Origin of the sequence: Actinoplanes missouriensis 431 (assembly GCF_000284295.1) — a bacterium.
GTDB classification, from domain to species: Bacteria; Actinomycetota; Actinomycetes; order Mycobacteriales; family Micromonosporaceae; genus Actinoplanes; species Actinoplanes missouriensis.
Genome location: NC_017093.1, coordinates 5,469,899 through 5,495,416 on the forward strand (window position 1 = coordinate 5,469,899; position 25,518 = coordinate 5,495,416).

Consider the following 25,518-nt stretch of genomic DNA (forward strand, 5'->3'; position numbering starts at 1 on the left):
CCAGTGGGAGGAGATTCACACGGTGGTTCGGACGACCCGGCCGGACAGGCCGGGTGAGACGACCCAGCGCTGCACGAGCGCCAGGAGGAGGTCGAGGACGACGGCGAGCACGGCGACGACGACGGCGCCGGCCAGCACACGGGAGTAGTCGTTGACGGCGAGCCCGTCGATCAGCAGGCGGCCGAGACCGCCGAGCCCGACCGAGGCCGCCACGGTGGCGGTCGCGATGACCTGGAGGGCCGCGCTGCGGAACCCGCCCATGATCACCGGGAGCGCCATCGGGAACTCGACCCGGGTGAGCACCTGCCAGGGGCGCATGCCCATGCCGCGCGCGGCGTCCACCACCGCGTGGTCGACGTTGCGCATCCCGGCGTAGGTCGAGGTGAGGATCGGCGGGATGACCAGCACGGTCAGCGCGATCAGCACCGGCAGCAGGCCGAGCCCGAGCAGCGTGACCATGAGCATCAGCAGGCCCAGCGTGGGCAGCGAGCGGCCCGCGTTGCCGGCGTTGATGGCCAGGAACGAGCCGCGGCCGGTGTGCCCGATGTAGAGGCCGACCGGCAGCGCGATGAGCACGCCGAGCAGCAGGGCCAGCGCGGAGTACCCCAGGTGGGAGAGGATCAGCTGCGGGAAGCTCCCCGGCTCGCCGAACTGCCAGTTCTCCGGGTCGGTCAGGTAGGAGAAGTTCATGCCGCGCCGCCTCGCTGGAACCGGGCCCACGGGGTGACCGCGCGCTGGATGAGCACGATGATCAGGTCGCACAGGCCGGCGAGCAGCACCGACAGGATGATGCCGACCAGGATCGGCTCCAGGTAGAACAGCTGGAACCCCCGGGTGAAGAGCTGACCGAGACCGCCGACGCCGATCAGGGCGCCGACGCTGACCAGGCTGATGTTGGCGACGGTGGCGACCCGCAGGCCGGCCAGGATGACCGGGAGCGCGACCGGCAGCTCGACGTCGGCCAGCCGGCGCAGCGGGCGGTACCCCATCGCGGTCGCGGCCTGCACGATCGTCGGGTCGACCGCGCGCAGGCCGTCGGCGACGGTCCGCGCCAGCAGCGCCACGGTGTAGATGGTGAGCGCCACCACGATGTTGATCGGGGAGAGCACCTTCGTGCCGAGCAGCACCGGCAGGAACACGAACAGCGCCAGCGACGGGATCGAGTAGAGCACGCCGCACACGTTGACCAGCGGGTGGTAGAGCCAGGTGAACCGCACCGCGAGGTAACCCAGCGGCAGCGCGATCACGAACCCGAGCACCACCGGGACCAGCGCGAGCCACACGTGCTGGCGCAGCGCGGTCAGCACGACCTCGTGGTTGTTCTGCAGGTACTGGATCAACGCCGGCGCTCCAGCAGGTGATCGACCAGGTCGTGGTGCCGCACCACGCCGTCGGCCCGGCCGGACTCGTCGACCCGGACCGCGATGCCGACCGGCGAGGTGATCGCCAGGTCGGTGACGACCCGCAGCGAGTCGGTGACCCGGAAGACGCCGCCGAGGTCGCCCGCGTCCTTCCAGCCGACCGGGCGGCCCGCGTCGTCCAGGAGCAGCGACGGCTCCTCGGCGACCGGGCGGACCGGCAGCGCGGCCGCCGAGTCGAACGACAGGCTGCGCAGACCGCGGTCGCGGCCCACGAACTCGGCCACGAAGTCGTCGGCCGGCTTCTCCAGCAGTTCCTGCGGCGTGCCGAACTGGGCCAGGACCCCGCCCTGCCGGAAGACCGCGACCCGGTCACCCAGCTTGATCGCCTCGTCGATGTCGTGCGTGACGAGCGCGATCGTCTTGCCGAGGTCCTGCTGCAGGCGGAGGAACTCGGCGTGCAGCTGACCGCGGACCACCGGGTCGACGGCGCTGAACGGCTCGTCCATCAGCATGATCGGCGGGTCGGCGGCGAGCGCCCGGGCCACGCCGACACGCTGCTGCTGGCCGCCGGAGAGCTGCGCCGGGTACCGCTTCGCGAACTCGGGCGCGAGGCCGACCCGCTCCAGCAGCCCGAGCGCCGCGGTGCGCGCCTCCTTGCGGCTCTTGCCCAGCAGCACCGGCACGGTGGCGACGTTGTCCAGCACGGTCCGGTGCGGGAAGAGCCCGGCGCTCTGGATCACGTAGCCGATGCCGCGCCGCAGCGTGGCCTCGTCCTGCGTCGCGATGTCCTGCCCGTCGACGAGCACCCGGCCGGAGGTCGGGCTGACCATCCGGTTGATCATGCGAAGCGACGTGGTCTTCCCGCAGCCGGACGGTCCGACCAGGGCGGTCAGTTTCCCGGTGGGCAGCTCGACAGAGAGGTGGTCGACTGCCGTACTGCCACCGGGATAGACCTTCACGACGTCGTCGAATGTGATCATGGCGCTCCTGGCGGTAGCTCGTGAATACTGCTATTCATACTTGCGTTGTAGTGAATTGGATGTCAACGGCAGAGGTCACGCCTTTACCGTCCATCAACAGGTGCGTGAGGGCCGCTATGCAGGCACAAGACGGTGTTCCGCCGATCCCGCTGGATGGACGGACGCTGGCCATCGAGAGTCTTGTGGCGATCGCCACCGGCATGGCGAACATCACCGTGGACCCCGCGGCCCTGGCCCGCGTCGGCGCGCGGCACGCCGTGCTGCGGGCCGCCCGGGAGCACGGCGCGGTGTACGGCGCGAACACCGGTGTCGGCGCCAACCGTCACGAGAGCACCGGCGACTCCGTGGATCACGGCTTGCGACTGCTGCGCAGCCACTGCGCCGGCGTCGGCCCGGTGGAGGACGACGTCACGGCGCGAGCAGCCATGATCGTACGCCTGAATCAGATCCTGGCCGGAGGGTCGGGTGTCTCCCGGCACATCGCCGAGGCCCTCGCCGCCGCCGTGCACGACGGCGCCGTGCCCACGCTGCACCCGTGGGGAGCGATCGGCACCGCCGACCTCTCCGCGCTCGCCGAGCTCGGGCTCACCCTCGCCGGCGAACGCCCCTGGCGGCACGGCGCCGGCCCGACCACCACGATCGACGCCACCGACGCGCTGCCGATGATCAGCTCCAGCGCGCTGACCGTGGCCACCGCCGCGCTCGCCCTGACCAGCGTCCAGGCTCAGCTGCGCGCCTCGATCGTGGTCGCCGCCCTGTCGTTCCTCGCGCTGCGCGGCAACCCCGAGGCTTACGACCCGGCGGTGCACCGGGCTCGGGCGCACCCCCAGCAGGCGAAGGTCGCGGCGAGCCTGCAGGCGCTCGTCGCGGGGTGCGGCCCGGCCGTCCGGATCCAGGACCCGTTCGGCCTGCGGGTCGTGCCACAGGTCACCGCCCCGGCGGTCCACGCCGCCCGGGAGTTGCAGGGAGTGCTCACCGCGGAACTCAACGCAGCCGTCGAAAACCCGCTGGTGACCGACGACGGCGTCCTCCATCACGGGCAGTTCCACACCGCCACCCTAGCCACCGCACTCGACGCGATGCGGTCCGCTTTCCTACCAGTTCTATCTCTTTCCTCGGCGCGGCTCGGCCTGCTGATGCGCCCCGACCTGACCGGTCTGCGGGCCTTCCTCGCCTCCGGCCCACCCGGCAGCTCGGGCATGATGATCAGCGAATACGTGGTCCAGGACGTGCTCACCCAGATCCGTGTCGGCATGCAGCCGACCGCGGCCGGCACGCTGTCGATCTCGCTCGGGCTGGAGGAACATGCGAGTTTCGCCACTCAGGGCGCCCGGGCGCTGCGGACGATGACCGCGCTCGCCCCGATGATGCTGGCGGCCGAGCTGGTGGCCGCGGTCCGGGCGCTGCGGATGGCGCCGGGGCGGTTGACGGAGGGGCTGGCGCTGCGGGCGTTCGCGATGGCGGACAAGGCCCTCGAAGCCGACGAGGACGACATCCCGCTGGGCGCGAGCCTGGAGCAGGCGGCGGCGCTGCTGCCCCAGCTGGCCGACCTCTGACCCCGGGCGGCCCCGGAGACGCGGCGGCCCTACGGAACCGGGGCGTCCAGCGGCCGCAACTCGTCGGCGTACGAAACGGCATGCCGGCGCAGCACCCCCGCCGGGCTGATCGAATACTGCCCCATCCGCCACAGCGGCGGCGAATACGCATGAATCGACACCGACCCGTCGACAGCGCCCGCCATCCGGTGGATGTGGTCCGGCCCGAACGCGAACGCCCGCCCCGCCGGCACCACCCGCGTGACCGGTTCCCCGCCCATCCGTGGGTTGGCCTCGCTGACCGCGCCCCGCGTCACCGCCACCGCGCCCGAGGAGGTGTCGTGATCGTGCCAGCCGGTGTCGTCGGCCACGTTCCAGCAGAGCACCCAGACGTCGATGTCGCCGTCCCGGTACAGCGACGCGTAGTGCCGTTTCCCGGTGTCGTGCCGGACGAGTGGCTCCCACAGCGCCGTCCGGGCGGCCAGCTCGGTCACCCAGAGCCGCAGCTCCTGGGGGGTGAGGACGCGGCCGGGCAGGTCGGGCAGGTCGGCCGGGTCGGTGACCGCGACGGTGTCGATCGTCATCGTGGTTCTCCGGTGAGCAGGTGGCGGGGATTGGTGCGGAACATGGCGTGCCGGAACGCGTCGCCGAGACCTGGGTCGCCGGACCGCGCGTAGGGCCGGTCGGACCCGTTCACGATCCCGTCGACGCCGACCACCCGGACCATCGCGTCGATCGCGCGGATGCCGTAGGAGGAGGTCTCGTAGTAGACGTACGGATCGACGGCCCCGAGCGCTCCACCGCGGGCGGCGAGGCGTTCGTGGTGCAGCGGCGCCAGCCCGGCGAGGGCGACGAAGGCGATCCGCAGCGCCGGATGCTGCTCCCGGCCGCAGACGTGCCAGGCCAGCCAGGCCTGGTGCAGCTGGGCGACGTAGGGCACCAGCGCCGGCCACCACGACGGCAGGTCCGGCGGGCAGGCGGGTGCCGGGCCGGGGTGCACGAGCAGCGGTTTTCCGGTGGCCTCGAGCTCGGCGAGCAGCGGCCGCAGCCGGGCGATCGCGGCCGGGTCGGTGAACGCGGTCGCGGGCAGCTGCAGGCCCACCACCCGCTGCTCGGCAAGGATCTTCGCGAGCGGGCCGGGCCGGATGTCGGTGACCGAGGCGGCGGCCCACACCCGGAACGGGTCGGGCAGCTCGAGGGCGCTCTCGTGCCAGACGTCGATCAGCTCGGCGCCCTCACCGGCCGGCAGATGCTCGATGCCGAGCGGGCTCGACAGCGACACCAGCGCGAGTTCCCTGCCCTCCGCGAGCTCGATCGCGCGCCGCGCGCTCACGTCGTGGTCGTCCGGATCGATGGGGTACGGGTCCTCGCCCGCCAGGTGCAGCGTCCACTCCCGTAGATAGGGGTAGGTGTCGCGGCGCCGGAGCGCGTCGAGGAAGCGGGACGGCCACAGGTGCTGATGGCAGTCGATCCCACCGTGTGGGGGAAGCGCTTCACTCATGGAAGAAGTGAAGCGCTTCCGCCCCGGTAAAGCAACGTGATCTCGGACAACGAGCGGTGTTACTCTCTGTCGATGTCACGGCGACGTACCCTGCAGGACCTGGCGGACGCCGCCGGTCTCTCGCTCGCCGCCACGTCGTACGCGCTGCGCGGTGTCCGCGGCTCCCCCGCCACCATCCTGCGGGTCCGGCAGCTCGCCGACGAGCTCGGATACACCGTGGACCCGATCGCCCGCGCCCTGGCCAGCGGCCGCACCGGTTCGGTCGGCGTCAGCGGCTCGCTGCGCGACCTGTGGCAGCAGGACCTGTCGGTGATGCTGACGCAGGCGCTGCGCCGGCACGGCCGGTACGCGATGATCGCCGACGCCGACGCCGACCCGTCGCAGGAACGCACGATCGTCGAGCAGTTCGTCGCGCAGCGCGTCGACGGCGCCGTGGTCTCACCCGTCGACCCGTCCGCGGCGTACTGGCGGCTGCTCGACCCGGCGGTGGCGGTCGTCGCGATCGGTGACGCGCTGACCAGCCGTCCCGGCACCGGCAGCGTGCTGTTCGACAACCGGTACGGGGTGCACACCGCCCTCGCCCATCTCGCCTCGTTCGGCCATCGCCGCGTCGGCCTGCTCGCTCCCGCGCTGACGTCCACTCCGGGCCGCCCGGCCGAGGTCCTGGCCGTCGAGGTGGCGGGCCGGCTCGGACTGGACCTGGTCGCCGTCGCCGCGCCTGCCGCGACCGCCGAGGCGGTGGCCGTCGCCGCCGCGCTGCTGTCCGATCCGGCCCGCCCGACAGCGGTGTTCTGCCTGAGCGACTCGCTGGCGTTCGCGGCGTACCGGGCGGCCCGCGACGTCGGCGTCCGGATCCCGGACGAGCTGTCGGTGATCGGCTACGACGACCACCAGCTGGCCGGTCTGGTCGATCCCGGGTTGACCACGATGGCCTGGGACGAGGACGCGATCGTGGACGCGGCGGTGGGCCAGCTGGTCGGCCTGCTGCGGGACGAGGCACCGGGCGCGCCGACGTTCCGCCCGGTCCTGGTGGTCCGCGGCTCCACGGCGAGCCCTCGCTGACCGGCAGCTGCGCCGCTCTCTAGCCGGTTTCCAAGATCTGGATGATCACGTCGAGGTCGCGGCCGAACGGCCGATCCCGCGTGCTTGCCGGCAGCCTGCCGGCAAGCCCGGCCAGCCCCGCGACCCCGGCGAACTCAGCCAGTCCGGCGTCCCCGGTCAGTCCGGTGATCCCGGCCGCCGGCGCCGCGGCGGACGCGCCGAGCAGCGACGCCTGGTGCAACGCCAGGATCTCGCAGGCCAGCACGTCGCGCAGACCGCTGATCACCTCGTCCAGGCACTCCGCCGCCTCGAAGCCGAAGCTCTGCACATCCTCCTGACCCGCCGACGTCTCCACCGGCCCGATCAGCGCGGCGCCCGCGAACCGCCGCAGCCGATGCGCCACCCCCGCCGCCCGTTTGTGCACCGCGACCATCCCGGCGTGCACGCCGGGCGTGTCCGAAAGCTGCCGCGTCAGCCCGGTGACGTCGGCGTCCAGCAGGCGGTGCAGGCGGGCCACCCCCAGCTCGGCGAGGTGAACCAAAGCGGCCGTGAGCGTTCCCGCCGCGGCCACGAGATCCGTCCCGGCGAAACCGGCGCTCCCGACGAATCGCCCCTCCAGGAACGCCGGCGAGTCGGTGACCCCATCGAGCGCCCGGCCGATCGCCGCCTCCAGTTCCCCGGCCGCGCGCAGGGCGACGGCCAGGGCGGGCGCGCTCACCCGGAACGACACCGGCGCCTGCAACGCGCCGGGCACCGCCGGCCCGCCCGGTCCGCGCAGGGTGTCGAGGACGGACCTCAGCTCCGGGTCGGCCGCCGCGAACGCCGGGTGCCACGGGTCGCGGCTCGCGCGCGCCACCACGTGCTCGGCCGCCACCACCGCGGTGACCTGGTCGATCAGCGTGCGCGCCGCCCGCGCCGACAGCACCGCCAGCCCGGTCAGGCCGGGAACGCCCTCGAGGAACGCGACGCCCTCCTTGGCGCCGAACGAATACGGTCGCAGCCCGGCGGTCTCCAGCGCCGGCCCGGCGTCGGCGGCCCGCCCCGCCTCGTCCAGCACTTGTCCGATGCCGATCAGGGCGGCGCCGGCGTGGGCGAGGGGGATGATCTCGCCGGCGGCGCCGGAGCCGCGCGCCGGGATCGCCGGGATCACGTCGGCGTCGAGCAGCGCGGCCACGTTCGAGCACAGCTCCGGTGAGGCGCCGGCGGCCGGATGCAGGAGATCCCGCAGGCGTACGGCGAGAAGCGCGCGCGCCCGCGCCCGGCTCAGCCACGGCGCCGAGCCGACCGAGCGTCCCGCCATCAGGGTGTTCTGATGGCGGGTCTGGGCGCCGGCGTCGAGCCGCACACCGGCGAGCGCGCCCATCCCGGTGTTGACCCCGTAGACGGGCTGATCCCCGTCGAGGGCGGCGAGCACCGCCGCACGGTTCTCCGCGAGGGCGGCGAGAAGCCCGGGGGCGAGGCCGGCACGGACCGTCCCGCCCGCGACCGCGGCGATCAGGTCCGGGCCGAGGTCCGCCGGGGAGCTGATCATCACCCGCTCGGCAGCGGAGGCGGTCATCGGTACTTCAGCATCGTGCCGGCGCCGGTGGCGAGGTGCTTCGCGCCGACGGCGGTCATCGCTGCGGTGCGGACCTCGGTCACGGGGAGACGTCCTCTCGACATGCTGAATCAACACATACACCCTATAGGATTTGTGTTTTAGGATATTCGGTCATGGCGCCTGAGGACTGGCTGGTCGATCGCGCGCGGCAGCACCGCCTCTCCCCTGCCCAGCGGCAGATCGTGCAGCGGATGCTCCGGATGTTCCCCGAGGTGGCGTTCCTGTCGACGATCGAGATCGCCGAACTGACCGGCGTCAGCCAGCCGACCGTGACCCGGCTCGCCACGGCGCTGGGCTTCGCCGGGTTCGGCGAGTTCCGGGCCGCGCTGCGCGAGGCGGTGATCTCCGGGGTGCCGTCACAGCGGGCGCCGGAGCGCCTGGACGCCGGCGCCGCGACGATCGAGCGGGAACGGGAGAACCTGGCGGGCCTGCGCCGGGTGGTCACCGGGGACGCCATGACCGACGCGGTACGCCTTCTCGCCGGGTCCACGCCGCTCGGGGTGATCGGACTGCGCGCGTCGGCCGCCCTGGCCGACTATTTCGGCTACTTCGCGCGGCGGATCCTGCCGTCCGTGGAGGTGTGCACCAACGGGGCCACGGTGTCCGACACCGTCGTGCAGCTGAGCCGGCGGGACGCGACCGCGATGCTCGCCTTCGCGATGCCCCGGTACCCGGCCGCCACGGTCGCCGCGCTCCGGCTGTCCCGCCGCCTCGGCATGTCCACGGTCGTGGTCGCCGACACCGCGCTGGTCCCGTTCGCCGCCGAGGCCGACGTGCTGCTGGCCGCCCCGGTCGCCACCGGGCTGGTCGCCGACTCGCACGCCGCCGCGGTGGTGCTGTCGGTCAGCCTCCTGGACGCGATCGCGGCCACTGATCCGCAGCGGACCCGGGAGCGCCTGGAGGCGCACGAATCGCTGGCCGACGATGGGATCCACCCCGCCTGACACCGGATTCTCCGGGCGCGCGCTCTCCCCCCGTACCCGAACGACCTGGTTAATTGGTGTTGTCAACACCGCTGACAACTGCGATGCTTGGGGCGCGGCCGCGAGTGGCGCGGCCGGAGAACGGGGTGTCTCATGCCTTCCGGCGTCGTGGTCGGTGAGTGCGAGCCGGCCGGCTCGACCGCTGTCCACGCCCTGCGTGACGCGGGCGGCGGAACGGTGCGTGCCGGCAGCGCGGGGTTACTCGGCGGCGGCGAGCTTCTCGACGCGATCGAGGAGGGCGCCCACCAGCTCCTGGAGGACCGTTTCGTCCTCGATGCCGGAGAAGTGCTGCGCCACCGCGGCGATGTTGGGGTAACGGCGGACCGGCAGCGCGCGGTACTCGCGGGACCACGCCGACTCGTCGCCCTCCCGGCTCGACTCGTCCATCGCGGTGTAGGCGCTGATCATCGCGGCGTAGGACATCACGGTGTCGTCGAAGACGCGGTGCTGCACGGCCGCGCGCTCGTCGGAGAGTCCCGCGTCGCGGAGCGCTCCGAGGATCGCCTCGGCCAGGCGGAACTCGCCCTGGCGGCGGGTCGTCCGCAGCGCCAGGATCGGGGCGATCGCCGGGTGCGCCACGAACGACCGGACCACCTCCTGGGCCAGCCACTCGAGCCGGGCGCGCCACGCCAGGTCCGCCGGGAGACCGTCGACGATGCCGCTGAGCAGGCGGTCCGCGACCTCCAGCACGATCTGATCCCGGTCCCGGAAATGCCGGTAGACCGCGGTCGGATCAACCCCCAGTTCCTTACCGAGGGCCCGGATGCTGAGCGCGTCGGCGCCGGCGTTCTCCGCCAGCCGGCTCGCCGCGTCAACGATCAGCTCCGGGGTCAGCGCGACTCGGGCTCGCAATTTCTCTCCAGTCTTCGGCTCGGGCAACCGACCAATGTTAGTGCTCCCCCCAACTTGCGCACCGAGGTGCAACCCATGAACCGACAGTCATTGAGCGACGTGAGTTACTCCACCTATTGGCTGGCGGACCCCGGACGGCCCGCCGTGCGCGGACCGCTCACCGGTGAGCTCTCCACGGACCTCGTCGTCGTCGGTGGCGGCTACACCGGGTTGTGGACCGCGATCATCGCGAAGGAGCGGAACCCGGAGCGTGACGTCGTCCTGATCGAGGGCGGCCGGATCGGGCACGCGGCGTCCGGGCGCAACGGCGGATTCGTGGCGGCGAGCCTCACCCACGGCTTCGCGAACGGCTACAGCCGCTGGCCGGAGGAGATCGCCGAGCTGGAACGGCTCGGCCTGGAGAACCTCCAGGGCATCGAGGACACCATCAACCGGTACGGCATCGACTGCGAATGGGAACGGACCGGCGCCCTGGACGTGGCGACCGCGCCGCACGAGGTCGAGGCGCTGCGCCAGGGCGTCGAGCTGGCGCGGGGTCACGGCGTCGGCGTCGAGTTCCTGGACCACGAGGCGGTGCAGGCCGAGGTGGCGTCGCCGCGGTTCCTGGCCGGGGCGTACGACAGGCGCGGCACCGCGATGGTCAACCCGGCGAAGCTCGCCTGGGGCCTCGCCGAGGTGGCCGAGCGGCTCGGCGTGCGCATCTTCGAGGGCACGTTCGCGACCGAGATGGCTCGCGACGGCGCCGGCATGGCGGTCCGCACGCCGCTCGGCCGGGTCCGCGCCCGGCACGTCGCGCTCGGCACCAACGTCTTCCCGTCGCTGGTGAGGCGCACCCGGCTCTACACCATCCCGGTGTACGACTACGCGCTGATGACCGAGCCGCTCACCGCCGCGCAGATGGCGTCGGTCGGCTGGCGCAGCCGGCAGGGGCTGTCCGACTCCGGCAACCAGTTCCACTACTTCCGGCAGACCGCCGACAACCGCATCCTCTGGGGCGGCTACGACGCGATCTACCACTTCGGCGGCAAGCTGGACCCGTCGCACGAGCACCGGCAGGAGACGTACCACCGGCTGTCGGACCACTTCTTCGACACGTTCCCGCAGCTCGAGGGGCTGCGGTTCAGCCACGCGTGGGGCGGGGCGATCGACACCTGCACGCGGTTCTCGGCGTTCTTCGGAGCGGCGTACGGCGGCCGGGTCGCCTACGCGGCCGGGTACACGGGTCTGGGCGTCGCGGCCACCCGGTTCGGCGCGGACGTGATGCTGGACCTGCTGTCCGGCGCCCGGACGGCCCGCACCCGGACCCGGATGGTCCGCTCGAAGCCGCTGCCGTTCCCGCCGGAGCCGGTGCGCTGGGCCGGGGTGGAACTGACCCGGCGGTCGCTCGCCCACGCGGACGCGAACGGCGGCCGCCGCAACCTGTGGCTGAAGGCGATGGACGCGGTCGGTTTCGGCTTCGACAGCTGACCGCCGCCACCCGTACGGGGGAGGCCGATCGTCGCGTTCCCACACGTAGATCGGCGTCCCCCGGCCCTGATCATCCCGCCGGTTCCCGGCCGTCCGGCGCGTACCGATCGATAGTGATCATCAGTAGCCTGTGGGTCTCGTCACGAAGGGCGGGCCCATATGACTCCGCAAGAGGCGCGCCGGCGCGCGGAACAGGTTCTCCAGCAGCAGACCTCCGGTGCTCAGGTCATCGAGCTCAACAGCGACGGCTCGCTGAAGATGAGCAAGGCGCATTCGCCGCTGGCGCAGAAGAGCACCGTCCTGCACGACCCGTACGGCGAATACGCATGACCGCGCCCTGGGAGCAGTGGCTGCAGATCAGCAACTCGCCGGAGTTCACGATGACCGAGCGGACCCTCTCCGTCTGGCATCGCCACCAGATCGAGCTGACCAAGCTGAACACCGCCTGGTCCACGGTGGCCGTCCGGCAGTACAACGGCATCATCTCCGGGATCGGCGGATCGGTGCGGACCGCCTCCGGGTACATCCGGGACTTCCGGATCGACGTGCCCGGGACGTACCCGTACGACGGCCCGCGAGCGTACGCGGTCGGCTGGAATCCGGGCAGCATGCACACGTACGAGGGCAGCGAGCTCTGCCTGTGGCGGCCCGGGCAGTGGAGTCCGCGCCACACCCTGGCGTACGCCGTCGGCAAGGCGTTCACCTGGATACACAAGCACGACGTGTACATCTTCACGAACCTCTGGCCCGGTAAGGGGCAGGCACATTGAGCCAGGTCGACACTTCGCGGATCGATTACCTGCTGGCGAACCGGAACGCGGCGGATCACATCGTCGTGGTCGGCGTCGGCTCCGGCGGCTTCCCGGTGCTCCAGCACCTCGCGATGTCCGGCTGGGCGAACTTCACGCTCGTCGACCCGGACACGCTCGACGAGCCCAACCTCGTCAAACACCCCGCGCTCCGGGCCGAGCTCGGCCGGCCGAAGACCGCGATCGCCCGCCGCTGGCTGCTCGACCGCAATCCCGGGGTGCGCTGCGCGACGGTCGAGGCGGACGTGCTCCGGCTGCCGGAGCCGGAGCTGGCCGAGCTGATCGGCGGGGCCGCCATGGTGGTCTCGGCGACCGACTCCAACCCGGTCCGGCACTTCCTCAACGACCAGTGCGTGCGGCACGCGACCCCGATGACGGTCGGGCTGGTGCACCGGGGCGGCATCGGCGGGACGGTCCTCGCGTACCGGCCCGGGGTCACCGGCTGCTACGCCTGCATGGAGACGGTCGCGGAGGGTCTCGGGCATCTGCCGGACGACGACGAGCTGCCGATCACCGAGGAGGAGGCCGAGACGCATTACGGGCACAACCTGCGCGACGTCGCGGCCGCCGGTCTGTCGAGCGACATCGCCATGATCGCCGCTCTGCACGCCCGGCTGACCATCAGCGAGCTGCTGAGCCGGGATCAGCGCGCCGAGAGCCCGAACTGGATCTCGATGCGGATCCGCGACGACGCGGGCCTCGCGCCCGAGGCGCATCGCCTGACGCTTCCCGCCATCGACAAGTGCCCGTCCTGCGGGCCGATCACCGAAGCCGCCACGGAAACGGTCACGGACAGGGCCACAGACAAGGTCACGGACAAGGCCACGGAGGGCTGAGACATGCTGGGCCGCCGGAAGAACACCGGGCGCGACATCCCGGCCCGGGTCTACATTCATCGCGACGTGCTGGTCGAGTCCGCGCGCCTGGTGCGGGAGAACCCGTCGGTCGAGGTCGGCGGCAAACTCGTCGGCTACCGCATCCGCCGCGGGTCCGCCGCGCCGGCCACCCCGTACGGCGAGGTGATCGCCGGGTTCTGGCGCAGGGCGGCCGCGGACGAGGTGATCCTGGTGGCCGGCAGCATCGGCTCCGGGCCGCGCGCCGAGGCGAGCGCCACCTCCCTGCATCCCGACGGCAGATTCCAGGAGAGCGTGTACCGCAAGCTCGAGGCCGTCGAACCGGATCTGGAGCACATCGGCACCTGGCACAGCCACCACCCGAACCGGCTGCGCGAGTTCAGCGACGGCGACGTGCGGGGGTACGCCGCCACGATCGCCGACCGGCGCTACAACGAGGACGTCTTCATCGCCGGGCTCTGCTTCGAGGAGCGCGGGCTGGCCGCCGGGCTGTTCGACATGTACACCCGGGCCGACCCGGGCTCACCGCGACGGCTGCGCAGCGGCGCCGAACTGCAGGCCGTGGAGTCGATCCCGTCGCTGCAACGCATCATCGCCGCGGCGGAGGCCGGCCTCCGCGGCGGGGAGCCAGCGGCCGATCCGCTGGCGGAGGCCATCGACAAGGCGCTCCGGGACACCTCCGGCACCGAGCTCGTCCGCAACGCCGACAAGGCCGGCAGCAGCTGGACGGTCTCCTGGCCCCGGCATCCGGAACGCCGGGCGGTCGTCATGCACACCCCGGGTGACCCGACCTCGCCCGCTGTCTCGATCACCCTGCGCACCGGATCGGCCGAGCTGACGCTGGACGCGGTCCCGCTGTCCCGGACCGCCGTCGACCTGAGCCGGGACCTGGCCGAGACCGTACAGTCCCTGGCGAAGGCCTTGGACCAGGCCGCCCGGCGAGCGCGCTGAGCCGCGATGGAACCCATCCTGATCGCCCTCACCTGGATGCTGGGGCAGACCCAGATCCTCAGCCACATCACCAAGCGGCTGCTCGACCGCTACTCCCCGCCCCGCGCCGGCCGGTTCCCGCAGGTGGAGGAGCCGCTGCCGGCACGCCGTTCGCCGCCGGCCGCGGCGGGCGCCGCGCGAATCATGGACCAGCTGATCGTTCCGCCGCCGGGTCGCCTTCTCTTCGTACGCGAGAGACCCGGCCCGTCCCGCCCGTTGCTCGCGATCGTCCTCGCCGACCGTGCCGGTGGCGGCCGGGTCCGCTGGATCCTGGTCCAGTTCGACGTCCCGATCGACATCAGCCTGCCGGAGAACGCGATCGCCCTGCTGCCGCTGCTGATGCGGATCGACGGCAGCGGGCAGGCGCGGATCGAGCCGCACGGCTACGCGTACACCGGCACCGTCGACGGGTACCAGGTCTACGCGGCGGCGTAGACCCGGCGCCCGTCGCCGGTCAGGCCAGGCCGTCGCGTTCGGCGGCGATCGTGGTGTCGGCGCCGTGGCCGGTGTGCACGACCGTCTCCTCGGGCAGGGCGAGCAACTTCGCCTTGATCGATTCGACGATCAAACCCGCGTCCGAGTACGACCGGCCGGTCGCCCCCGGACCCCCCTGGAACAGGGTGTCACCGGTGAAGACGCAGCCCAGCGCCGGCGCGTACAGGCAGACCGCACCCGGCGCGTGACCGGGCGTGTGCAGCACGGTCAGCGTCGTCCCGCCGACCGCGATCTCCGCGCCGTCGGTCAGGTCCGCGTCCCACACCTCGTCCGTGCCGTGGGTGAGTTCCCACAGCGGCCGGTCCGCCGGGTGCAGGAAGATCGGCGCGCCGGTGCGCTCGCGCAGGGCGGGCGCGACCCGGACGTGGTCGTCGTGCGCGTGCGTGCAGACGATCGCCACGATCTTCCGGCCGCCGACCACCCGCAGGATCGCGTCGACGTCGTGCGGGGCGTCGATCACCACGCAGTCGTTGTCGTCACCGACCACCCAGATGTTGTTGTCGACGTCGTAGGTCTGCCCGTCCAGGCTGAACGTGCCGGCGACGACGGCGTGATCCACCCGGGTGCTCACAGGACGACCACCGAACGCAGCACCGGCGCCTCGCCCGCAGCAGCCGGACCGTGCATCTTCGCGAACGCGGCCTCCACGTCCTCGATGCCGACCTCCTCGGTGACGAACGCGTCCAGGTCGAGACGGCCCTGCCGGTACAGGTCGACGAGCATCGGGAAGTCCCGGGACGGCAGGCAGTCGCCGTACCAGGAGGATTTGAGCGCGCCGCCGCGGCCGAACACGTCGATCAGCGGCAGGTCCGGCGTCTTCATGTCCGGCGTCGGCACCCCGACCAGCACCAGAACACCGGCGAGGTCACGGGCGTAGAACGCCTGCTTCCACGTCTCCGGCCGGCCGACCGCCTCGATCACCACGTCGGCGCCCTCGGCGCCCGGGTAGGTCTCGGCGCAGATCCGTTTGATCTCGGCGACCGGATCCGTCTTCGACGAGTCCACCAGGTGCGTGGCGCCCAGCTTGCGGGCCGCCTCCAGCTTCGCCGGGTCGATGTCCACCGCGATGATCGGCGAGGCGCCCGCGAGGGCCGCGCCCGCGACCGCCGCGACACCCACGCCACCGCAGCCGATCACCGCGACCGACTTGCCGCGGGTCACCCCGCCGGTGTTGATCGCCGCGCCGATGCCGGCCATCACGCCGCAGCCCAGCAGGCCGACGGCGGCGGGCCGCGCGGAAGGGTCGACCTTCGTGCACTGGCCGGCCGCGACCAGGGTCTTCTCGGCGAACGCGCCGATACCCAGCGCCGGCGACAGCTCGGTGCCGTCCTCGAGGGTCATCTTCTGCTTCGCGTTGTGCGTGTTGAAGCAGTAGTGCAGGTCACCGCGCTTGCAGGCCCGGCACTCACCGCAGACGGCACGCCAGTTCAGCACCACGAAGTCGCCCGGCGCGACACCGGTGACACCGTCACCGACCGCCTCCACGATCCCGGCCGCCTCGTGACCGAGCAGGAACGGGAACTCGTCGTTGATGCCGCCCTCGCGGTAGTGCAGGTCGGTGTGACACACCCCGCACGACTGGATCTTCACCACGGCCTCACCGGGCCCGGGGTCGGGAACGTTGATCGTCACGAGCTCGACCGGAGCGCCCTTGGCCCGTGCGATGACCGCTTTCACCTGCTGCATGGGTGCGAGGTTCCCTTCTTCCATCGGTGCGTCACAGCCTGCCACACTGTGGACCATCAATCCCCTGAAGAGGTGAGATGCACCGCTGGGCGACGGTTCCGATGGTCAGCGCTGCACTCGCCTTGATCATCAATTTGGCTACGAGCACAGTTCGAGTGCCGCAGCCAGGCATCGCGTGGGCGGCTTTCACTATCCTGCTGGCCGCCACGATTTGGCTGGAGTACCGGAGCCGTCCGGCGCCACCCGCTGGCTCCCTGACGGAAGTAGCCGCCGACCTCGCCGCGCGGGTGAGCCGGGACTGGTCGGCTGAGGCGGTACGCCGTGAGATCACCCGCCCTGATCCGCTGTTGGTTTCCTGGTCGTCCACCGGTCGTCCGGCCGCGAGCCGAAACGCGGTGCTCGGCGCCACCACCGGCGGTGACTGGCAGCAATTCCCGCTGCGCGGATCGACGGATAGTCTCAACGAAGAGATTCTTGCTGCTTTCCGAGGTCTTCGGCACCGTCAGCTCATCGTTCTGGGAGCGCCCGGCGCGGGGAAGTCCGGCTTCGCGGTGCTGCTCACGCTTGCCCTATCGGGTACGCGTGAAACCAGTGAGCCGGTGCCTGTACTGCTCGCCATCAGCGAATGGGATCCAACCGAACCGGTCGATGCGTTCATCTCCCGCCGGGTGTCCGAGGACTACGCCGCCGTGTTGGCACACCACGGTGAACCCCGCGTCCTCGCCGCACGCCTTCTCGAGCACGGATTGATCTTTCCGGTGCTCGACGGGTTGGACGAGTTGGCAGCCGGCGCGTCCGGGACAGCGCTCGAGGCGCTCGATGTCTACGCAGCCGGGCGACGGCCGCTGGTGGTGACGTGTCGGGCTCACGAGTACGAGCAGGCAGTGATTCGCAGCGAAACCGTACTCATCACGGCAGCAGTCGTCGAACTCGACCCTGTGACCATGGACGCGGCGGTGCGCTTCCTGTCGTACCCCGAAATGGCGCGCACACGCTGGGAGCCGGTGTTCACACACCTACGCGACCAGCCGGACGGTCCGCTCGCGGCGACACTGTCGACGCCTCTGATGGTTGCGCTGGCCCGCACCGCCTACCGGGAGGCCGGCACGGACCCTGCCGAACTACTCGAACTACCTGACCGAGAGGCGGTCAGCGGACGGCTGATGGACGCCTATGTGACGTCGCTATATCCAGGACGCGGGCGGCGCTGGCTCGGCACCCTCGCCTATCACCTCTACTTGCGGGGAACGCGAGATCTGCACTGGTGGCAGATTCCGGCCGGCATCCTGGCGGCACGGCAGCGCCTGACACAACTCGGCACCGTCGCAGCCGGCGCACTCCTCGTCGGATCGTGCACGGCTGTGGCCGGCGGGGGCGGACCCGGCTTCGTCACCGGGATCGTCGCCGTGCTGCTGGCAGCCCGGGGGTGGTTACGTCCGCTCTGGCCGCACGACGGCCGGCCCTATCTGCCGGCACGCTTCCTGACGACACAGCAGCGGGCTCTGCGCACTGCCGGACTCGGGCTGGGTTATACCTTCGGGTGTGCCACGGCGGTCGCGGCGATGACGGGGTACTGGACAGCGTCGCTGCTCGGCGGCCTAGTAAGCATGCCGGCCACGGCAGGGTTCTGGATGCGAGCCCCCGTGGAATCGTCGTCCCGGCATGGCTGGCGCGCCGTTGCCGGCGTGGCGGCGCCGATCGCGCTGCTCAGTGGCGTTTCGTACGCCACGGTTGCCGTGTTGACAGATGCCGCGGCACTCTCCCTCGGTGTGAGAGCGGCGCTCGTCCACGGTGGCACAGTGGTGCTCGTATCCAGCGGGTGGGTATGGCTACGATTCCGGCTTACTCACCTGCGACTCGCCGTGATCGGCCGCCTCCCCTGGAGGCTGAATGCCTTCCTGAATGAGGCCTACCGGCATGGTGTGCTGCGAAAGGCCGGGCCGGCCTATCAGTTCCGACATGCGCTTCTTCAGGATCACCTGGCGCAGGCCACACGCGTCGAGCACCTGGCAACCCGCACTGGCACTGGAGACCGGGCGGTCGTCGGCCATGTGCCCAGTCCGCCGAAAGAGCGCACGATGCCGGATCACGAAGGAGGCGACTACACACCGGATTCGGCGTTCGCCACAAGACCGCCGCTTGGCCCTGAGGTACCGCCGGAAATCCGGCTCCGGATGGACGAACGCGACCGTCTCAGCGCGCTCATCGATTCGGGCCGGCTAAGCGAGGCGTTCGAGTCACTGCCCCCTGACTTCTCCTCTCCTGATCACTCCTTGATCGGCCACTTGATCGAACGGCTCATCGCGAGCGGCATGACCCATCGGGCGAACCGAATCCTGGAGATCTGGGCGGCGAATGGCGACAAAGACGCCCAGCAGCGGCTGGCGGAGAATCTGTACGACCAGGGGCGCATCGACGAACTGCGCCGTAGAGCCTTCCTCGGCGAACGAGCAGCTGCCCTTCGTGTCATCTCTCGAATCCTCGCGGAGGATTCCACCGAGGTGGCGATGCGTTTCGCGCGGCAGCTGACGGCCATTCCCGATCTCTATCCCGTCCTCGCCGCCGAATTCGGTGATCTGGAACCGCTGAAAGCCTGGTTCCGCGCCGGAAGTAACGAAGCCACCGAGGCACTGGCCTTCTGGCTGGAGATCCAGGGCGACATCGACGACGCGGTTGATCTGCTGCGCACGCGGACCTCTGGCGGGGATCGCTGGGCTGCCGATATCCTCGCCGATCTGCTCGCTCGCCACGATCGCACTGCCGAGGCGATCCAGGTATTGCGGCCGTGGGTCGACGCTGGACATCGGAACGAGGCACGTCACACCGCAGATCTGCTCGCGGGTCAGGGCGACTACGACGAAGCGGTCCGGCTTCTCCGGGCGCGCGCCGACGCGGGCAGCGAGTTCGCCAAGGTCGACGTAATGGCCTACCGGAGCAAAGTACATCCGGACGAACACCAGATCGACCGGCTCCGGGAGGCGGTCAGCCTCGGACTCCGGCTGAAGCCATTCGAGGCACGCCGGCTGGCCCGGCTGCTGGTGCGCCGGGGACGGATCCGTGAGGCCGTCTCGTACCTACGAGCGAACACCGACAACCACGAACGCTGGGTGGTTCACCTGCTGGCCTGGCTGACCGACCAAGTCAACAAGCGCTTACCCCATGACGGGTGATCGTTAGGATGAGCGCATGACGACACCCGTGCGCCGCCGGGACGCGGCCGCCACCCGGAAGGCGTTGCTCGACGCCGCGCGCCGGCGGTTCGCGGCGGACGGCTACGCCTCCACCTCGGTGCGCGACATCGCGTCCGACGCGGGGGTGAACGTGGCGCTGATCAGCCGGTACTTCGAGTCCAAGGAAGGACTGTTCCGGGCCTGCCTGCGCGGCACCGTCGACGAGATCAAGCAGAGTGTCCTGGAGAACCTGCCGCTGACCGACCCGCCCCGGCAGATCGCCGAGAAACTGGCCGGGCCGCAGACCAAGGAGCCCCACCGGCTGCAGCTCCTGCTCCGCACGTCCGGTGACGAGACCGCCGAGCGGATCCGCCGGGAGACCCTGGAATCGATATCGCGGCGCGTGGCCACGGCGGCCGGCGCCGACCCGGACGACCCGGGCGTCCTGCTCAACGCCCAGGTCGTGCTCTCCGCCGCGCTCGGCGTGCTGATCCTGCGCTCGGCGGCCCTGCAGCCGCTCGCCGCCGCCGACCAGGACCAGCTGACCGAGCCGCTGCGGGTGATGATCGCCGCCCTGCTGCCGGGCTGAGCGACGACGGCGGCGGCGACACCCGCCGGGAAAGCCGCTAGGGGAAGACGATCGTGTGGTTGCCGTGCCGGATCACCCGGTCCTCGGCGTGCCAGTGAACCGCCCGCGACAGCACGGCCCGCTCCACGTCCGCGCCGTGCCGCTGCAGCTCCGCGACGGTGTGCCCGTGGTTCACCCGGACCACGTCCTGCTCGATGATCGGGCCCTCGTCCAGGTCCTCGGTCACGTAGTGGGCGGTCGCGCCGACCAGCTTCACGCCGCGCTGCTTCGCCTTCGCGTACGGCCCGGCCCCGATGAACGCCGGCAGGAAGCTGTGATGGATGTTGATGATCGGCACACCGGCCCGCTCGATGAAGTCCCCGGAGAGGATCTGCATGTAGCGGGCCAGGATGATGAAGTCCACGTTCCCGGCGAGCAGCCGCAGGTGCTGCGCCTCGGCGGCCGACTTGTCCGGCCCCTGCGACGGCACGTGAAAGAACGGGATGCCGAACGAGCGCACCTCCTCGGCCATGTCCGGGTGGTTCGAGATCACCATCGACACGTTGATCGGCAGGTCGCCCCGGCGGTGCCGCCACAGCAGGTCGAGCAGGCAGTGGCCGTCCTTGGAGGCGAAGATCGCCACCCGCTTGGGTACCGACAGATCCCGCAGCGTGTACTCCAGCTCGAACCCGTCGGCGAGCCGTTCCCGCAGGTCACGCTCGATCGCCGGGAGGGCCGCCTTCAGGCCGGGCCGGCTGAAGACGGTCCGCTGGAAGAAGGCGCCCCCGTGCGGGTTGTCCGAGTGCTGGTCGAGCTGCACGATGTTCGCCTCGTGCTTGCCGAGCACCGCGCTGATCGCCGCGACGATCCCGGTCCGGTCCCGGCCGTGCACGATCAGGACGGCCTGGTCGGCGACGGCGGGCACGGGCGTGGGCAGCGCGGGAGCGTGCTGGGTCAGAGACACGATCGTCAGGTCCTTCCGGTGTTTCCTGGGTCGGACAAGATCGTGCCCGGTGGCCGCGGGCGGGCGACGGCGGGGTGCCCGCGTCTCAGAACGACGGCAGCCGCACGGTGAACGTGGTGCCCAGTCCCGGGGTGCTCTCCACCGAGAGCGTGCCGCCCTGGTCGGCGACGATGCGGTGGGCGATCGTCAGGCCGAGCCCGGAGCCGCCGGTCGCGCGCTGCCGGGCCGGGTCGGCCCGCCAGAAACGGTCGAAGACGCGGGCGACCTCCGCCGGACTCATGCCGACGCCGGTGTCGCGTACCGTCAGCAGCGCGCCCTGCGCGTCGCGCCGCACCCGCATCTCCACCCGGCCGCCGGCGTCGGTGTAGCGGATCGCGTTGCTCAGCAGGTTGCCGATCACCTGACGGGTGCGATCCGGGTCGGCGTGCACCACGACCGGCTCCGGGGCGTCCACGACGAGCTCGACGCCGGCGTTCGCGGCCACCGCCCGGTGCGCGGTCGCCGCCGCCTCGGTCAGCTCGGCGAGGTCGGCCGGCGCGGGAGCGTAATCCAGGTCGCCGGCCTCGGCGAGGGCGAGCACCTGCAGGTCGTCGAGGATGCGCCGCTGCAGCAGGGTCTCCTCGTGCAGCGAGGCGAACAGCTCGGGGCTCGGCTCGATCACCCCGTCGGCCAGGCCTTCCAGGTAGCCGCGCAGGTTGGACAGCGGGGTGCGCAGCTCGTGGGCGACGTCGGCGATCAGCCGGCGCTGGCGTTCCTCGCTGCGCTGCAACGCCTCGGCCATTGAGTTGAACGACGCGGAGAGCGCGGCCAGCTCGTCGGCGACGTTGCCGTGCGGCACCCGCACGTCCAGCCGGCCCGCGGCCAGCTGCAGCGACGCGCCGGTCAGCAGGCGCACCGGGCGGCTCACCCGGCGGGCGATCCAGGCCGTCCCGAGGGCGGCCACCACGATCACGCCGGCCACCGCGTAACCGGCCGGCCGGCTCAGCTCGCCGATCCCCGGGCTCTCCGGGGCGCCGAAGTAGACCTCCACGGGCACCGCCGAGACCTCCAGCGCCGCCTGCGCGAACTCGTTCGCCAGGCACTCGTCGAACGCGGCCGCCGCCAGCCGGCAGCGGGACAGGTCCCGCCAGCGCTGGGCCAGCCATGCCCGGTCGCCGAGGACCTCGCCGGTCGCGGACGTGGCGCACGACGGCTCGGCGGCGAGCTGCCCGGCGTCGAGGTAGGGCGGGGTGGTCAGGGCCAGCGCCGGCGACACTGCTCCCCGATCGGCCATGCATCGCGTCGTGGTCAGGGCGGCCCGGTACTGGGCGAGCTGGTAGAGCGCCTGCGCGTCGGGCTCGCCGCGCGGGATCGGCCCGAACAGGTCGTCCGGGAGGCCGGGCATGGCCGGGGTCGCGACCGGGGCCCGCGCCCCCCTGATCTTCCGCAGGAGCGGGTCCTGCGGACCGGCGGCGAGGGCCGCGGCCATCGACACCTGGTCGGCGGCCGCGGTGATCAGCCGGTCCAGGTCCGGCGCCGGCTCGACCTGGCGGGAGAGCAGCTGCACCGGCCCGACCTTGCGCTTGTCCAGGACGTCCGAGTCGGCGACCACCACGAGCCGGTCCGGGGTCTCCACCCGGATGTGCAGGCCGGTCGAGGCGGAGAGCTCGCTCACCACGCCGTCGATGCCGATCCACTGGCCGTTGCGGATGCCGAACGCGCGGATCGTGTCGACGATCGCCGCCTCGTGCCGGTCGCGGGCGGCGTCGACCCGGGCCGCCTCCCGGTAGGTCAGGCTGATCGTCAGGTAGGCGGTGGCGCCGATCGCGGTGACCGCCACGACGAGGACCAGCAGGAAGATCCGGAGCCGGAAGCTCACTGCTCGGCCAGCCGGTAGCCACGGCCGTAGACGGTCTGCACGTACCGGGGCTCGGCCGGGTCTTTCTCGATCTTGCGACGCAGGTTGACCACGTGGGCGTCGACGGTCCGGTCCGACACGTCGTTCTCGAAGCCGAACGTCTTGTCCAGGATCTGCGCGCGGGTGAAGACCCGGCCGGGCTCGCGGGCGAGCAGCTCCAGGATGCCGAACTCCTTGGCGGTCAGCCGGACCCCGGCGCCGTCGACGCGGACCTCGAAGCGCGGCCCGTCCACCTCCAGACCGCCGACCCGCAGCACCTCGGCGTCGCCGCCGCCGCGGGTGCGGCGCAGCAGCGCCCGGATCCGCGCGGTCAGCTCCCGCGGGCTGACCGGCTTGCTCAGGTAGTCGTCGGCGCCGATGTCGAGCCCGAGCAGCATGTCGTTCTCCGCCGACCGGGCGGTCACCATCACGATCGCCACGTCCGACAGCGCCGCGTCCGGGTTCGCGCGCAGGATCCGGCAGACGTCCAGGCCGTCCACGAGCGGCATCATCACGTCCAGGACGATCAGGTCGGGCCGGCGCGCCCGGGCCTGCTCCAGCGCCGCCCGACCGTCACCGACCGTGAGCACCTGGTGCCCCTCCCGCTCCAGGTAGAGACGGATCAGCTGGGCATGCTTCGGGTCGTCGTCGGCAACGAGAATGCGGGCTGTCACGGCTCGCATTGTGGCGCAGCGCTGCGCCGAAGCCCAAGAAATGTCAGGTTCCGGTGAAGAACCGCCCGAGTTCCGGTGCGGTCGCGGATCCGCGCCGGAACCGCACAGGTTCTTCATCACCGCCGCCCTACGGTCGCCTCCGGAATTCATGAAGGAGGCATCCATGTGTGGTCTGAGCGCTTTCGTCAGCAGCCGGCCCGATGCGGGTCCGCCGGACGCGGACACCGCTGCCGCCTTCGGCGCCGCGCTGGCGACCATGCGGCACCGCGGGCCGGACGACACCCGGATCGAGTACGGCGACGGGTACGCGTTCGGCTTCAACCGGCTCGCCATCATCGACCGGGAGCTGTCCGCCCAGCCGCTGCGCTACGCCGGCCGGTGGACCGTGGTCTTCAACGGGGAGATCTACAACTACCGGGAGCTGCGCGCCGACCTGATCCGCTCGCACGGCGCCACCTTCGAGACCGAGGGCGACGCCGAGGTGCTCGCCGCGGCCTTCCACCACTGGGGTGAGGCCGCGCTCCCCCGGCTGCGGGGCATGTTCGCGTTCGTCGCCTACGACCACCGGACCGGCACCCTGCACGCGGCCCGGGACGCCTTCGGGATCAAGCCGCTCTACCTGCTGGAGACGGCCGACGGGCTGCACCTGGCCAGCGAGCGCAAGGCTCTCGACCCCTTCGCCGCGCCGGCCGGGGGCGCGATCGACACCGACGCGCTCGCGCACTACCTCACCTTCCAGTTCGTGCCCGACCCGCTCACCCTGCACCGGCACATCCGCCGCCTCCCGCCGGGCCACCGGATCGTCTGGACGCCGGGCGGCGGCGTGCGCCAGCACCGCTGGTTCAAGCCGTCGCTGCGCCCGCTGCACCTGCAGCCGGAGGCGGCGTACCAGGCGATCCAGGACGCGCTGACCGCCAGCGTGCGCCGCCACCTGCACGCCGACGTCGGCGTCGGCACGTTCCTCTCCAGCGGCGTCGACTCCTCGGCGATCGTGGCCCTCGCCGCGCGCGAGAAGCCCGACATCCACGCGTTCACCGCCGGCTTCGCGGCCGGTGGGTACAGCGAGATCGAGGTGGCCGCGGACACGGCACACCAATTGGGGGTACGCCTGACGCCCACCGTGGTGTCCGACGAGGACGTGCTCGCCGCCCTGCCGCGGATCGTCCAGCTCCTCGACGACCCGGTCGCCGACCCGTCGCTGATCCCGCTCTACTTCCTGGCCGGGACCGCCGCCCGGCACGTCACCGTGGTCCTCTCCGGCGAGGGCTCGGACGAGCTGTTCGGCGGCTACCGGATCTACCGGGAGCCGCTGTCGCTGGCCGGTGTCGACAAGCTGCCGCCCGGCATGAAGCGCGGCCTGCGGCACCTCGCCGACGTGCTCCCCGAGGGCGTCCGCGGGCGCTCGTTCATCGAGCGCGGGACGACCCCGATCGAGCAGCGCTACTACGGCAACGCCCGGATCTTCACGCCCGAGGAGAAGGCCCGGATCCTGCGGTACACCGCCCAGCCCCACACCGACATCACCGCCCATCTGTACGCCGAGACCGCCGACGTGGACGACGTGGCCTCCATGCAGTACGTGGACCTGCACACCTGGCTGCCCGGCGACATCCTGGTGAAGGCCGACCGGATGTCGATGGCGCACAGCCTGGAGCTGCGGGTGCCGTTCCTGGACCAGCAGGTCTATGCGGCCGCCGCCGGCCTGCCCACCGAGCTGAAGCTGCCGGCCGGCTCGAAGTCGACCAAGCACGCGTTCCGGGAGGCGATGAAGGGGATCGTCCCGGAGTCGGTCCGGGACCGGGCCAAGCTGGGCTTCCCCACCCCGACCCGGCTCTGGCTGAAAGGCCCGATCGGCGACTGGGCCGACTGGCTGATGTCGTCCTCGCAGGCCGGTCACCTGATCGACCTGAACTACGCGCGCGGGCTGCTGGCCGAGCACCGGCGCGGCGAGGCGGACCGCTCCCGCAAGGTCTGGACGGTGACGATGTTCTGCCTCTGGCACGCCATCGCCGTGGAGCGGTCGATCACGGTCGAGCCGTCCCGGCCGGATATCGCGGGCGTATCGAAATCCGGATACGCCGCCGCAACAGCCGCCCTGATCCCCTAGGAGGC

General features: G+C 71.6%; 24 protein-coding genes. 12 read left to right on the forward strand and 12 right to left on the reverse strand.

Annotated elements, in window-relative coordinates; all coding sequences use genetic code 11:
• Positions 1-15 precede the first annotated feature (15 nt).
• From AMIS_RS25310 to AMIS_RS25320, 3 genes are read right to left on the reverse strand one after another with little or no spacing between them, the layout of a single operon-like run.
• The gene (locus tag AMIS_RS25310) at positions 16-690 is read right to left on the reverse strand and encodes an ABC transporter permease (protein ID WP_014445257.1); all 675 of its coding nucleotides are present in this window, start codon (positions 688-690) and stop codon (positions 16-18) included.
• Positions 687-1,340, reverse strand: a complete 654-nt coding sequence (locus tag AMIS_RS25315) for an ABC transporter permease (RefSeq protein WP_014445258.1) — start codon at positions 1,338-1,340, stop codon at positions 687-689. The genes AMIS_RS25310 and AMIS_RS25315 overlap by 4 nt, the downstream gene beginning before the upstream one ends.
• Positions 1,337-2,341, reverse strand: a complete 1,005-nt coding sequence (locus AMIS_RS25320) for an ABC transporter ATP-binding protein (RefSeq protein ID WP_014445259.1) — start codon at positions 2,339-2,341, stop codon at positions 1,337-1,339. The genes AMIS_RS25315 and AMIS_RS25320 overlap by 4 nt, the downstream gene beginning before the upstream one ends.
• Positions 2,342-2,457: 116 nt before the next feature.
• On the opposite strand from AMIS_RS25320, the gene AMIS_RS25325 reads away from it, so the two are divergent.
• Positions 2,458-3,897 carry an aromatic amino acid lyase gene (locus AMIS_RS25325; protein ID WP_014445260.1) on the forward strand — a complete coding sequence of 480 codons (1,440 nt, stop codon included), beginning with the start codon at positions 2,458-2,460 and terminating at the stop codon, positions 3,895-3,897.
• Between the two features lie 29 nt (positions 3,898-3,926).
• Here AMIS_RS25325 and AMIS_RS25330 read toward each other — a convergent pair whose 3' ends face one another.
• Both AMIS_RS25330 and AMIS_RS25335 read right to left on the reverse strand, forming a co-directional pair.
• Positions 3,927-4,460 (reverse strand): cysteine dioxygenase, encoded by a 534-nt coding sequence (locus AMIS_RS25330; protein ID WP_014445261.1) that lies wholly within the window; start codon positions 4,458-4,460, stop codon positions 3,927-3,929.
• Positions 4,457-5,377, reverse strand: a complete 921-nt coding sequence (locus tag AMIS_RS25335; RefSeq protein ID WP_014445262.1) for an amidohydrolase family protein — start codon at positions 5,375-5,377, stop codon at positions 4,457-4,459. The genes AMIS_RS25330 and AMIS_RS25335 overlap by 4 nt, the downstream gene beginning before the upstream one ends.
• A 72-nt stretch (positions 5,378-5,449) precedes the next feature.
• On the opposite strand from AMIS_RS25335, the gene AMIS_RS25340 reads away from it, so the two are divergent.
• Positions 5,450-6,439, forward strand: coding sequence for a LacI family DNA-binding transcriptional regulator (locus tag AMIS_RS25340; protein ID WP_014445263.1), 990 nt, complete (start codon positions 5,450-5,452; stop codon positions 6,437-6,439).
• 19 nt (positions 6,440-6,458) lie between these two features.
• Here the strand turns inward: AMIS_RS25340 and AMIS_RS25345 are convergent, their stop codons facing one another.
• Positions 6,459-7,976, reverse strand: a complete 1,518-nt coding sequence (locus AMIS_RS25345) for an aromatic amino acid lyase (protein WP_014445264.1) — start codon at positions 7,974-7,976, stop codon at positions 6,459-6,461.
• Positions 7,977-8,131: 155 nt separating this feature from the next.
• On the opposite strand from AMIS_RS25345, the gene AMIS_RS25350 reads away from it, so the two are divergent.
• Entirely contained in the window at positions 8,132-8,962 is an 831-nt protein-coding gene (locus AMIS_RS25350; RefSeq protein ID WP_014445265.1) for a MurR/RpiR family transcriptional regulator, read from the forward strand.
• A gap of 237 nt (positions 8,963-9,199) precedes the next feature.
• Here the strand turns inward: AMIS_RS25350 and AMIS_RS25355 are convergent, their stop codons facing one another.
• Positions 9,200-9,853: a TetR/AcrR family transcriptional regulator gene (locus AMIS_RS25355; protein WP_014445266.1), complete on the reverse strand. Its 654-nt coding sequence runs from the start codon at positions 9,851-9,853 to the stop codon at positions 9,200-9,202.
• Positions 9,854-9,928: 75 nt separating this feature from the next.
• Here AMIS_RS25355 and AMIS_RS25360 point away from each other — a divergent pair, with 75 nt between their 5' ends.
• The 6 genes from AMIS_RS25360 to AMIS_RS25380 all read left to right on the forward strand — a co-directional run bounded on the left by AMIS_RS25360 (position 9,929) and on the right by AMIS_RS25380 (position 14,408).
• Entirely contained in the window at positions 9,929-11,320 is a 1,392-nt protein-coding gene (locus tag AMIS_RS25360; protein WP_014445267.1) for an NAD(P)/FAD-dependent oxidoreductase, read from the forward strand.
• A gap of 159 nt (positions 11,321-11,479) precedes the next feature.
• Complete coding sequence (locus tag AMIS_RS42950) at positions 11,480-11,650, forward strand: hypothetical protein (RefSeq protein ID WP_014445268.1); 171 nt, start codon at positions 11,480-11,482, stop codon at positions 11,648-11,650.
• Positions 11,647-12,090, forward strand: a complete 444-nt coding sequence (locus AMIS_RS25365) for a hypothetical protein (RefSeq protein ID WP_014445269.1) — start codon at positions 11,647-11,649, stop codon at positions 12,088-12,090. Before AMIS_RS42950 ends, AMIS_RS25365 begins: the two co-directional genes overlap by 4 nt.
• Positions 12,087-12,965 carry a HesA/MoeB/ThiF family protein gene (locus AMIS_RS25370; RefSeq protein WP_014445270.1) on the forward strand — a complete coding sequence of 293 codons (879 nt, stop codon included), beginning with the start codon at positions 12,087-12,089 and terminating at the stop codon, positions 12,963-12,965. Before AMIS_RS25365 ends, AMIS_RS25370 begins: the two co-directional genes overlap by 4 nt.
• A 3-nt stretch (positions 12,966-12,968) precedes the next feature.
• Positions 12,969-13,934: a hypothetical protein gene (locus AMIS_RS25375; protein WP_014445271.1), complete on the forward strand. Its 966-nt coding sequence runs from the start codon at positions 12,969-12,971 to the stop codon at positions 13,932-13,934.
• A 6-nt stretch (positions 13,935-13,940) separates the two neighbouring features.
• Positions 13,941-14,408, forward strand: a complete 468-nt coding sequence (locus AMIS_RS25380) for a hypothetical protein (protein ID WP_014445272.1) — start codon at positions 13,941-13,943, stop codon at positions 14,406-14,408.
• A 19-nt stretch (positions 14,409-14,427) separates the two neighbouring features.
• Here AMIS_RS25380 and AMIS_RS25385 read toward each other — a convergent pair whose 3' ends face one another.
• Both AMIS_RS25385 and AMIS_RS25390 read right to left on the reverse strand, forming a co-directional pair.
• Positions 14,428-15,039, reverse strand: coding sequence for an MBL fold metallo-hydrolase (locus AMIS_RS25385; protein WP_014445273.1), 612 nt, complete (start codon positions 15,037-15,039; stop codon positions 14,428-14,430).
• Positions 15,036-16,154, reverse strand: coding sequence for an S-(hydroxymethyl)mycothiol dehydrogenase (locus AMIS_RS25390; RefSeq protein WP_014445274.1), 1,119 nt, complete (start codon positions 16,152-16,154; stop codon positions 15,036-15,038). The genes AMIS_RS25385 and AMIS_RS25390 overlap by 4 nt, the downstream gene beginning before the upstream one ends.
• Positions 16,155-16,231: 77 nt before the next feature.
• Here AMIS_RS25390 and AMIS_RS25395 point away from each other — a divergent pair, with 77 nt between their 5' ends.
• Both AMIS_RS25395 and AMIS_RS25400 read left to right on the forward strand, forming a co-directional pair.
• Positions 16,232-19,324 (forward strand): NACHT domain-containing protein, encoded by a 3,093-nt coding sequence (locus AMIS_RS25395; RefSeq protein ID WP_157435052.1) that lies wholly within the window; start codon positions 16,232-16,234, stop codon positions 19,322-19,324.
• A 16-nt stretch (positions 19,325-19,340) separates the two neighbouring features.
• Complete coding sequence (locus AMIS_RS25400; RefSeq protein ID WP_014445276.1) at positions 19,341-19,913, forward strand: TetR/AcrR family transcriptional regulator; 573 nt, start codon at positions 19,341-19,343, stop codon at positions 19,911-19,913.
• Between the two features lie 37 nt (positions 19,914-19,950).
• Here AMIS_RS25400 and purU read toward each other — a convergent pair whose 3' ends face one another.
• The 3 genes from purU to AMIS_RS25415 form a co-directional block, all read right to left on the reverse strand.
• Positions 19,951-20,856: a formyltetrahydrofolate deformylase gene (gene purU, locus AMIS_RS25405; protein ID WP_014445277.1), complete on the reverse strand. Its 906-nt coding sequence runs from the start codon at positions 20,854-20,856 to the stop codon at positions 19,951-19,953.
• Positions 20,857-20,941: 85 nt separating this feature from the next.
• Positions 20,942-22,714, reverse strand: a complete 1,773-nt coding sequence (locus AMIS_RS25410; RefSeq protein WP_014445278.1) for a sensor histidine kinase — start codon at positions 22,712-22,714, stop codon at positions 20,942-20,944.
• On the reverse strand, positions 22,711-23,415 hold the full coding sequence (locus tag AMIS_RS25415) for a response regulator transcription factor (protein WP_014445279.1): 705 nt from the start codon (positions 23,413-23,415) through the stop codon (positions 22,711-22,713). Before AMIS_RS25415 ends, AMIS_RS25410 begins: the two co-directional genes overlap by 4 nt.
• A gap of 154 nt (positions 23,416-23,569) precedes the next feature.
• On the opposite strand from AMIS_RS25415, the gene asnB reads away from it, so the two are divergent.
• Positions 23,570-25,513: an asparagine synthase (glutamine-hydrolyzing) gene (gene asnB / locus AMIS_RS25420; protein WP_051042134.1), complete on the forward strand. Its 1,944-nt coding sequence runs from the start codon at positions 23,570-23,572 to the stop codon at positions 25,511-25,513.
• The last annotated feature ends 5 nt before the right edge of the window (positions 25,514-25,518 follow it).

Excerpts from the sequence above, each read along its gene's own strand:
- AMIS_RS25330 (WP_014445261.1), bottom strand. The coding sequence starts at position 4,460 with ATGACGATCGACACCGTCGCGGTCACCGACCCGGCCGACCTGCCCGAC.
- AMIS_RS25365 (WP_014445269.1), top strand. The coding sequence starts at position 11,647 with ATGACCGCGCCCTGGGAGCAGTGGCTGCAGATCAGCAACTCGCCGGAG.
- AMIS_RS25415 (WP_014445279.1), bottom strand. The coding sequence starts at position 23,415 with ATGCGAGCCGTGACAGCCCGCATTCTCGTTGCCGACGACGACCCGAAG.
- AMIS_RS25400 (WP_014445276.1), top strand. The coding sequence starts at position 19,341 with ATGACGACACCCGTGCGCCGCCGGGACGCGGCCGCCACCCGGAAGGCG.
- AMIS_RS25360 (WP_014445267.1), top strand. The coding sequence starts at position 9,929 with ATGAACCGACAGTCATTGAGCGACGTGAGTTACTCCACCTATTGGCTG.
- AMIS_RS25335 (WP_014445262.1), bottom strand. The coding sequence starts at position 5,377 with ATGAGTGAAGCGCTTCCCCCACACGGTGGGATCGACTGCCATCAGCAC.
- asnB (WP_051042134.1), top strand. The coding sequence starts at position 23,570 with ATGTGTGGTCTGAGCGCTTTCGTCAGCAGCCGGCCCGATGCGGGTCCG.
- AMIS_RS25350 (WP_014445265.1), top strand. The coding sequence starts at position 8,132 with ATGGCGCCTGAGGACTGGCTGGTCGATCGCGCGCGGCAGCACCGCCTC.
- AMIS_RS25390 (WP_014445274.1), bottom strand. The coding sequence starts at position 16,154 with ATGCAGCAGGTGAAAGCGGTCATCGCACGGGCCAAGGGCGCTCCGGTC.
- AMIS_RS25325 (WP_014445260.1), top strand. The coding sequence starts at position 2,458 with ATGCAGGCACAAGACGGTGTTCCGCCGATCCCGCTGGATGGACGGACG.
- AMIS_RS25380 (WP_014445272.1), top strand. The coding sequence starts at position 13,941 with ATGGAACCCATCCTGATCGCCCTCACCTGGATGCTGGGGCAGACCCAG.
- AMIS_RS42950 (WP_014445268.1), top strand. The coding sequence starts at position 11,480 with ATGACTCCGCAAGAGGCGCGCCGGCGCGCGGAACAGGTTCTCCAGCAG.
- AMIS_RS25340 (WP_014445263.1), top strand. The coding sequence starts at position 5,450 with ATGTCACGGCGACGTACCCTGCAGGACCTGGCGGACGCCGCCGGTCTC.
- AMIS_RS25310 (WP_014445257.1), bottom strand. The coding sequence starts at position 690 with ATGAACTTCTCCTACCTGACCGACCCGGAGAACTGGCAGTTCGGCGAG.
- AMIS_RS25345 (WP_014445264.1), bottom strand. The coding sequence starts at position 7,976 with ATGACCGCCTCCGCTGCCGAGCGGGTGATGATCAGCTCCCCGGCGGAC.
- AMIS_RS25320 (WP_014445259.1), bottom strand. The coding sequence starts at position 2,341 with ATGATCACATTCGACGACGTCGTGAAGGTCTATCCCGGTGGCAGTACG.
- AMIS_RS25375 (WP_014445271.1), top strand. The coding sequence starts at position 12,969 with ATGCTGGGCCGCCGGAAGAACACCGGGCGCGACATCCCGGCCCGGGTC.
- AMIS_RS25395 (WP_157435052.1), top strand. The coding sequence starts at position 16,232 with ATGCACCGCTGGGCGACGGTTCCGATGGTCAGCGCTGCACTCGCCTTG.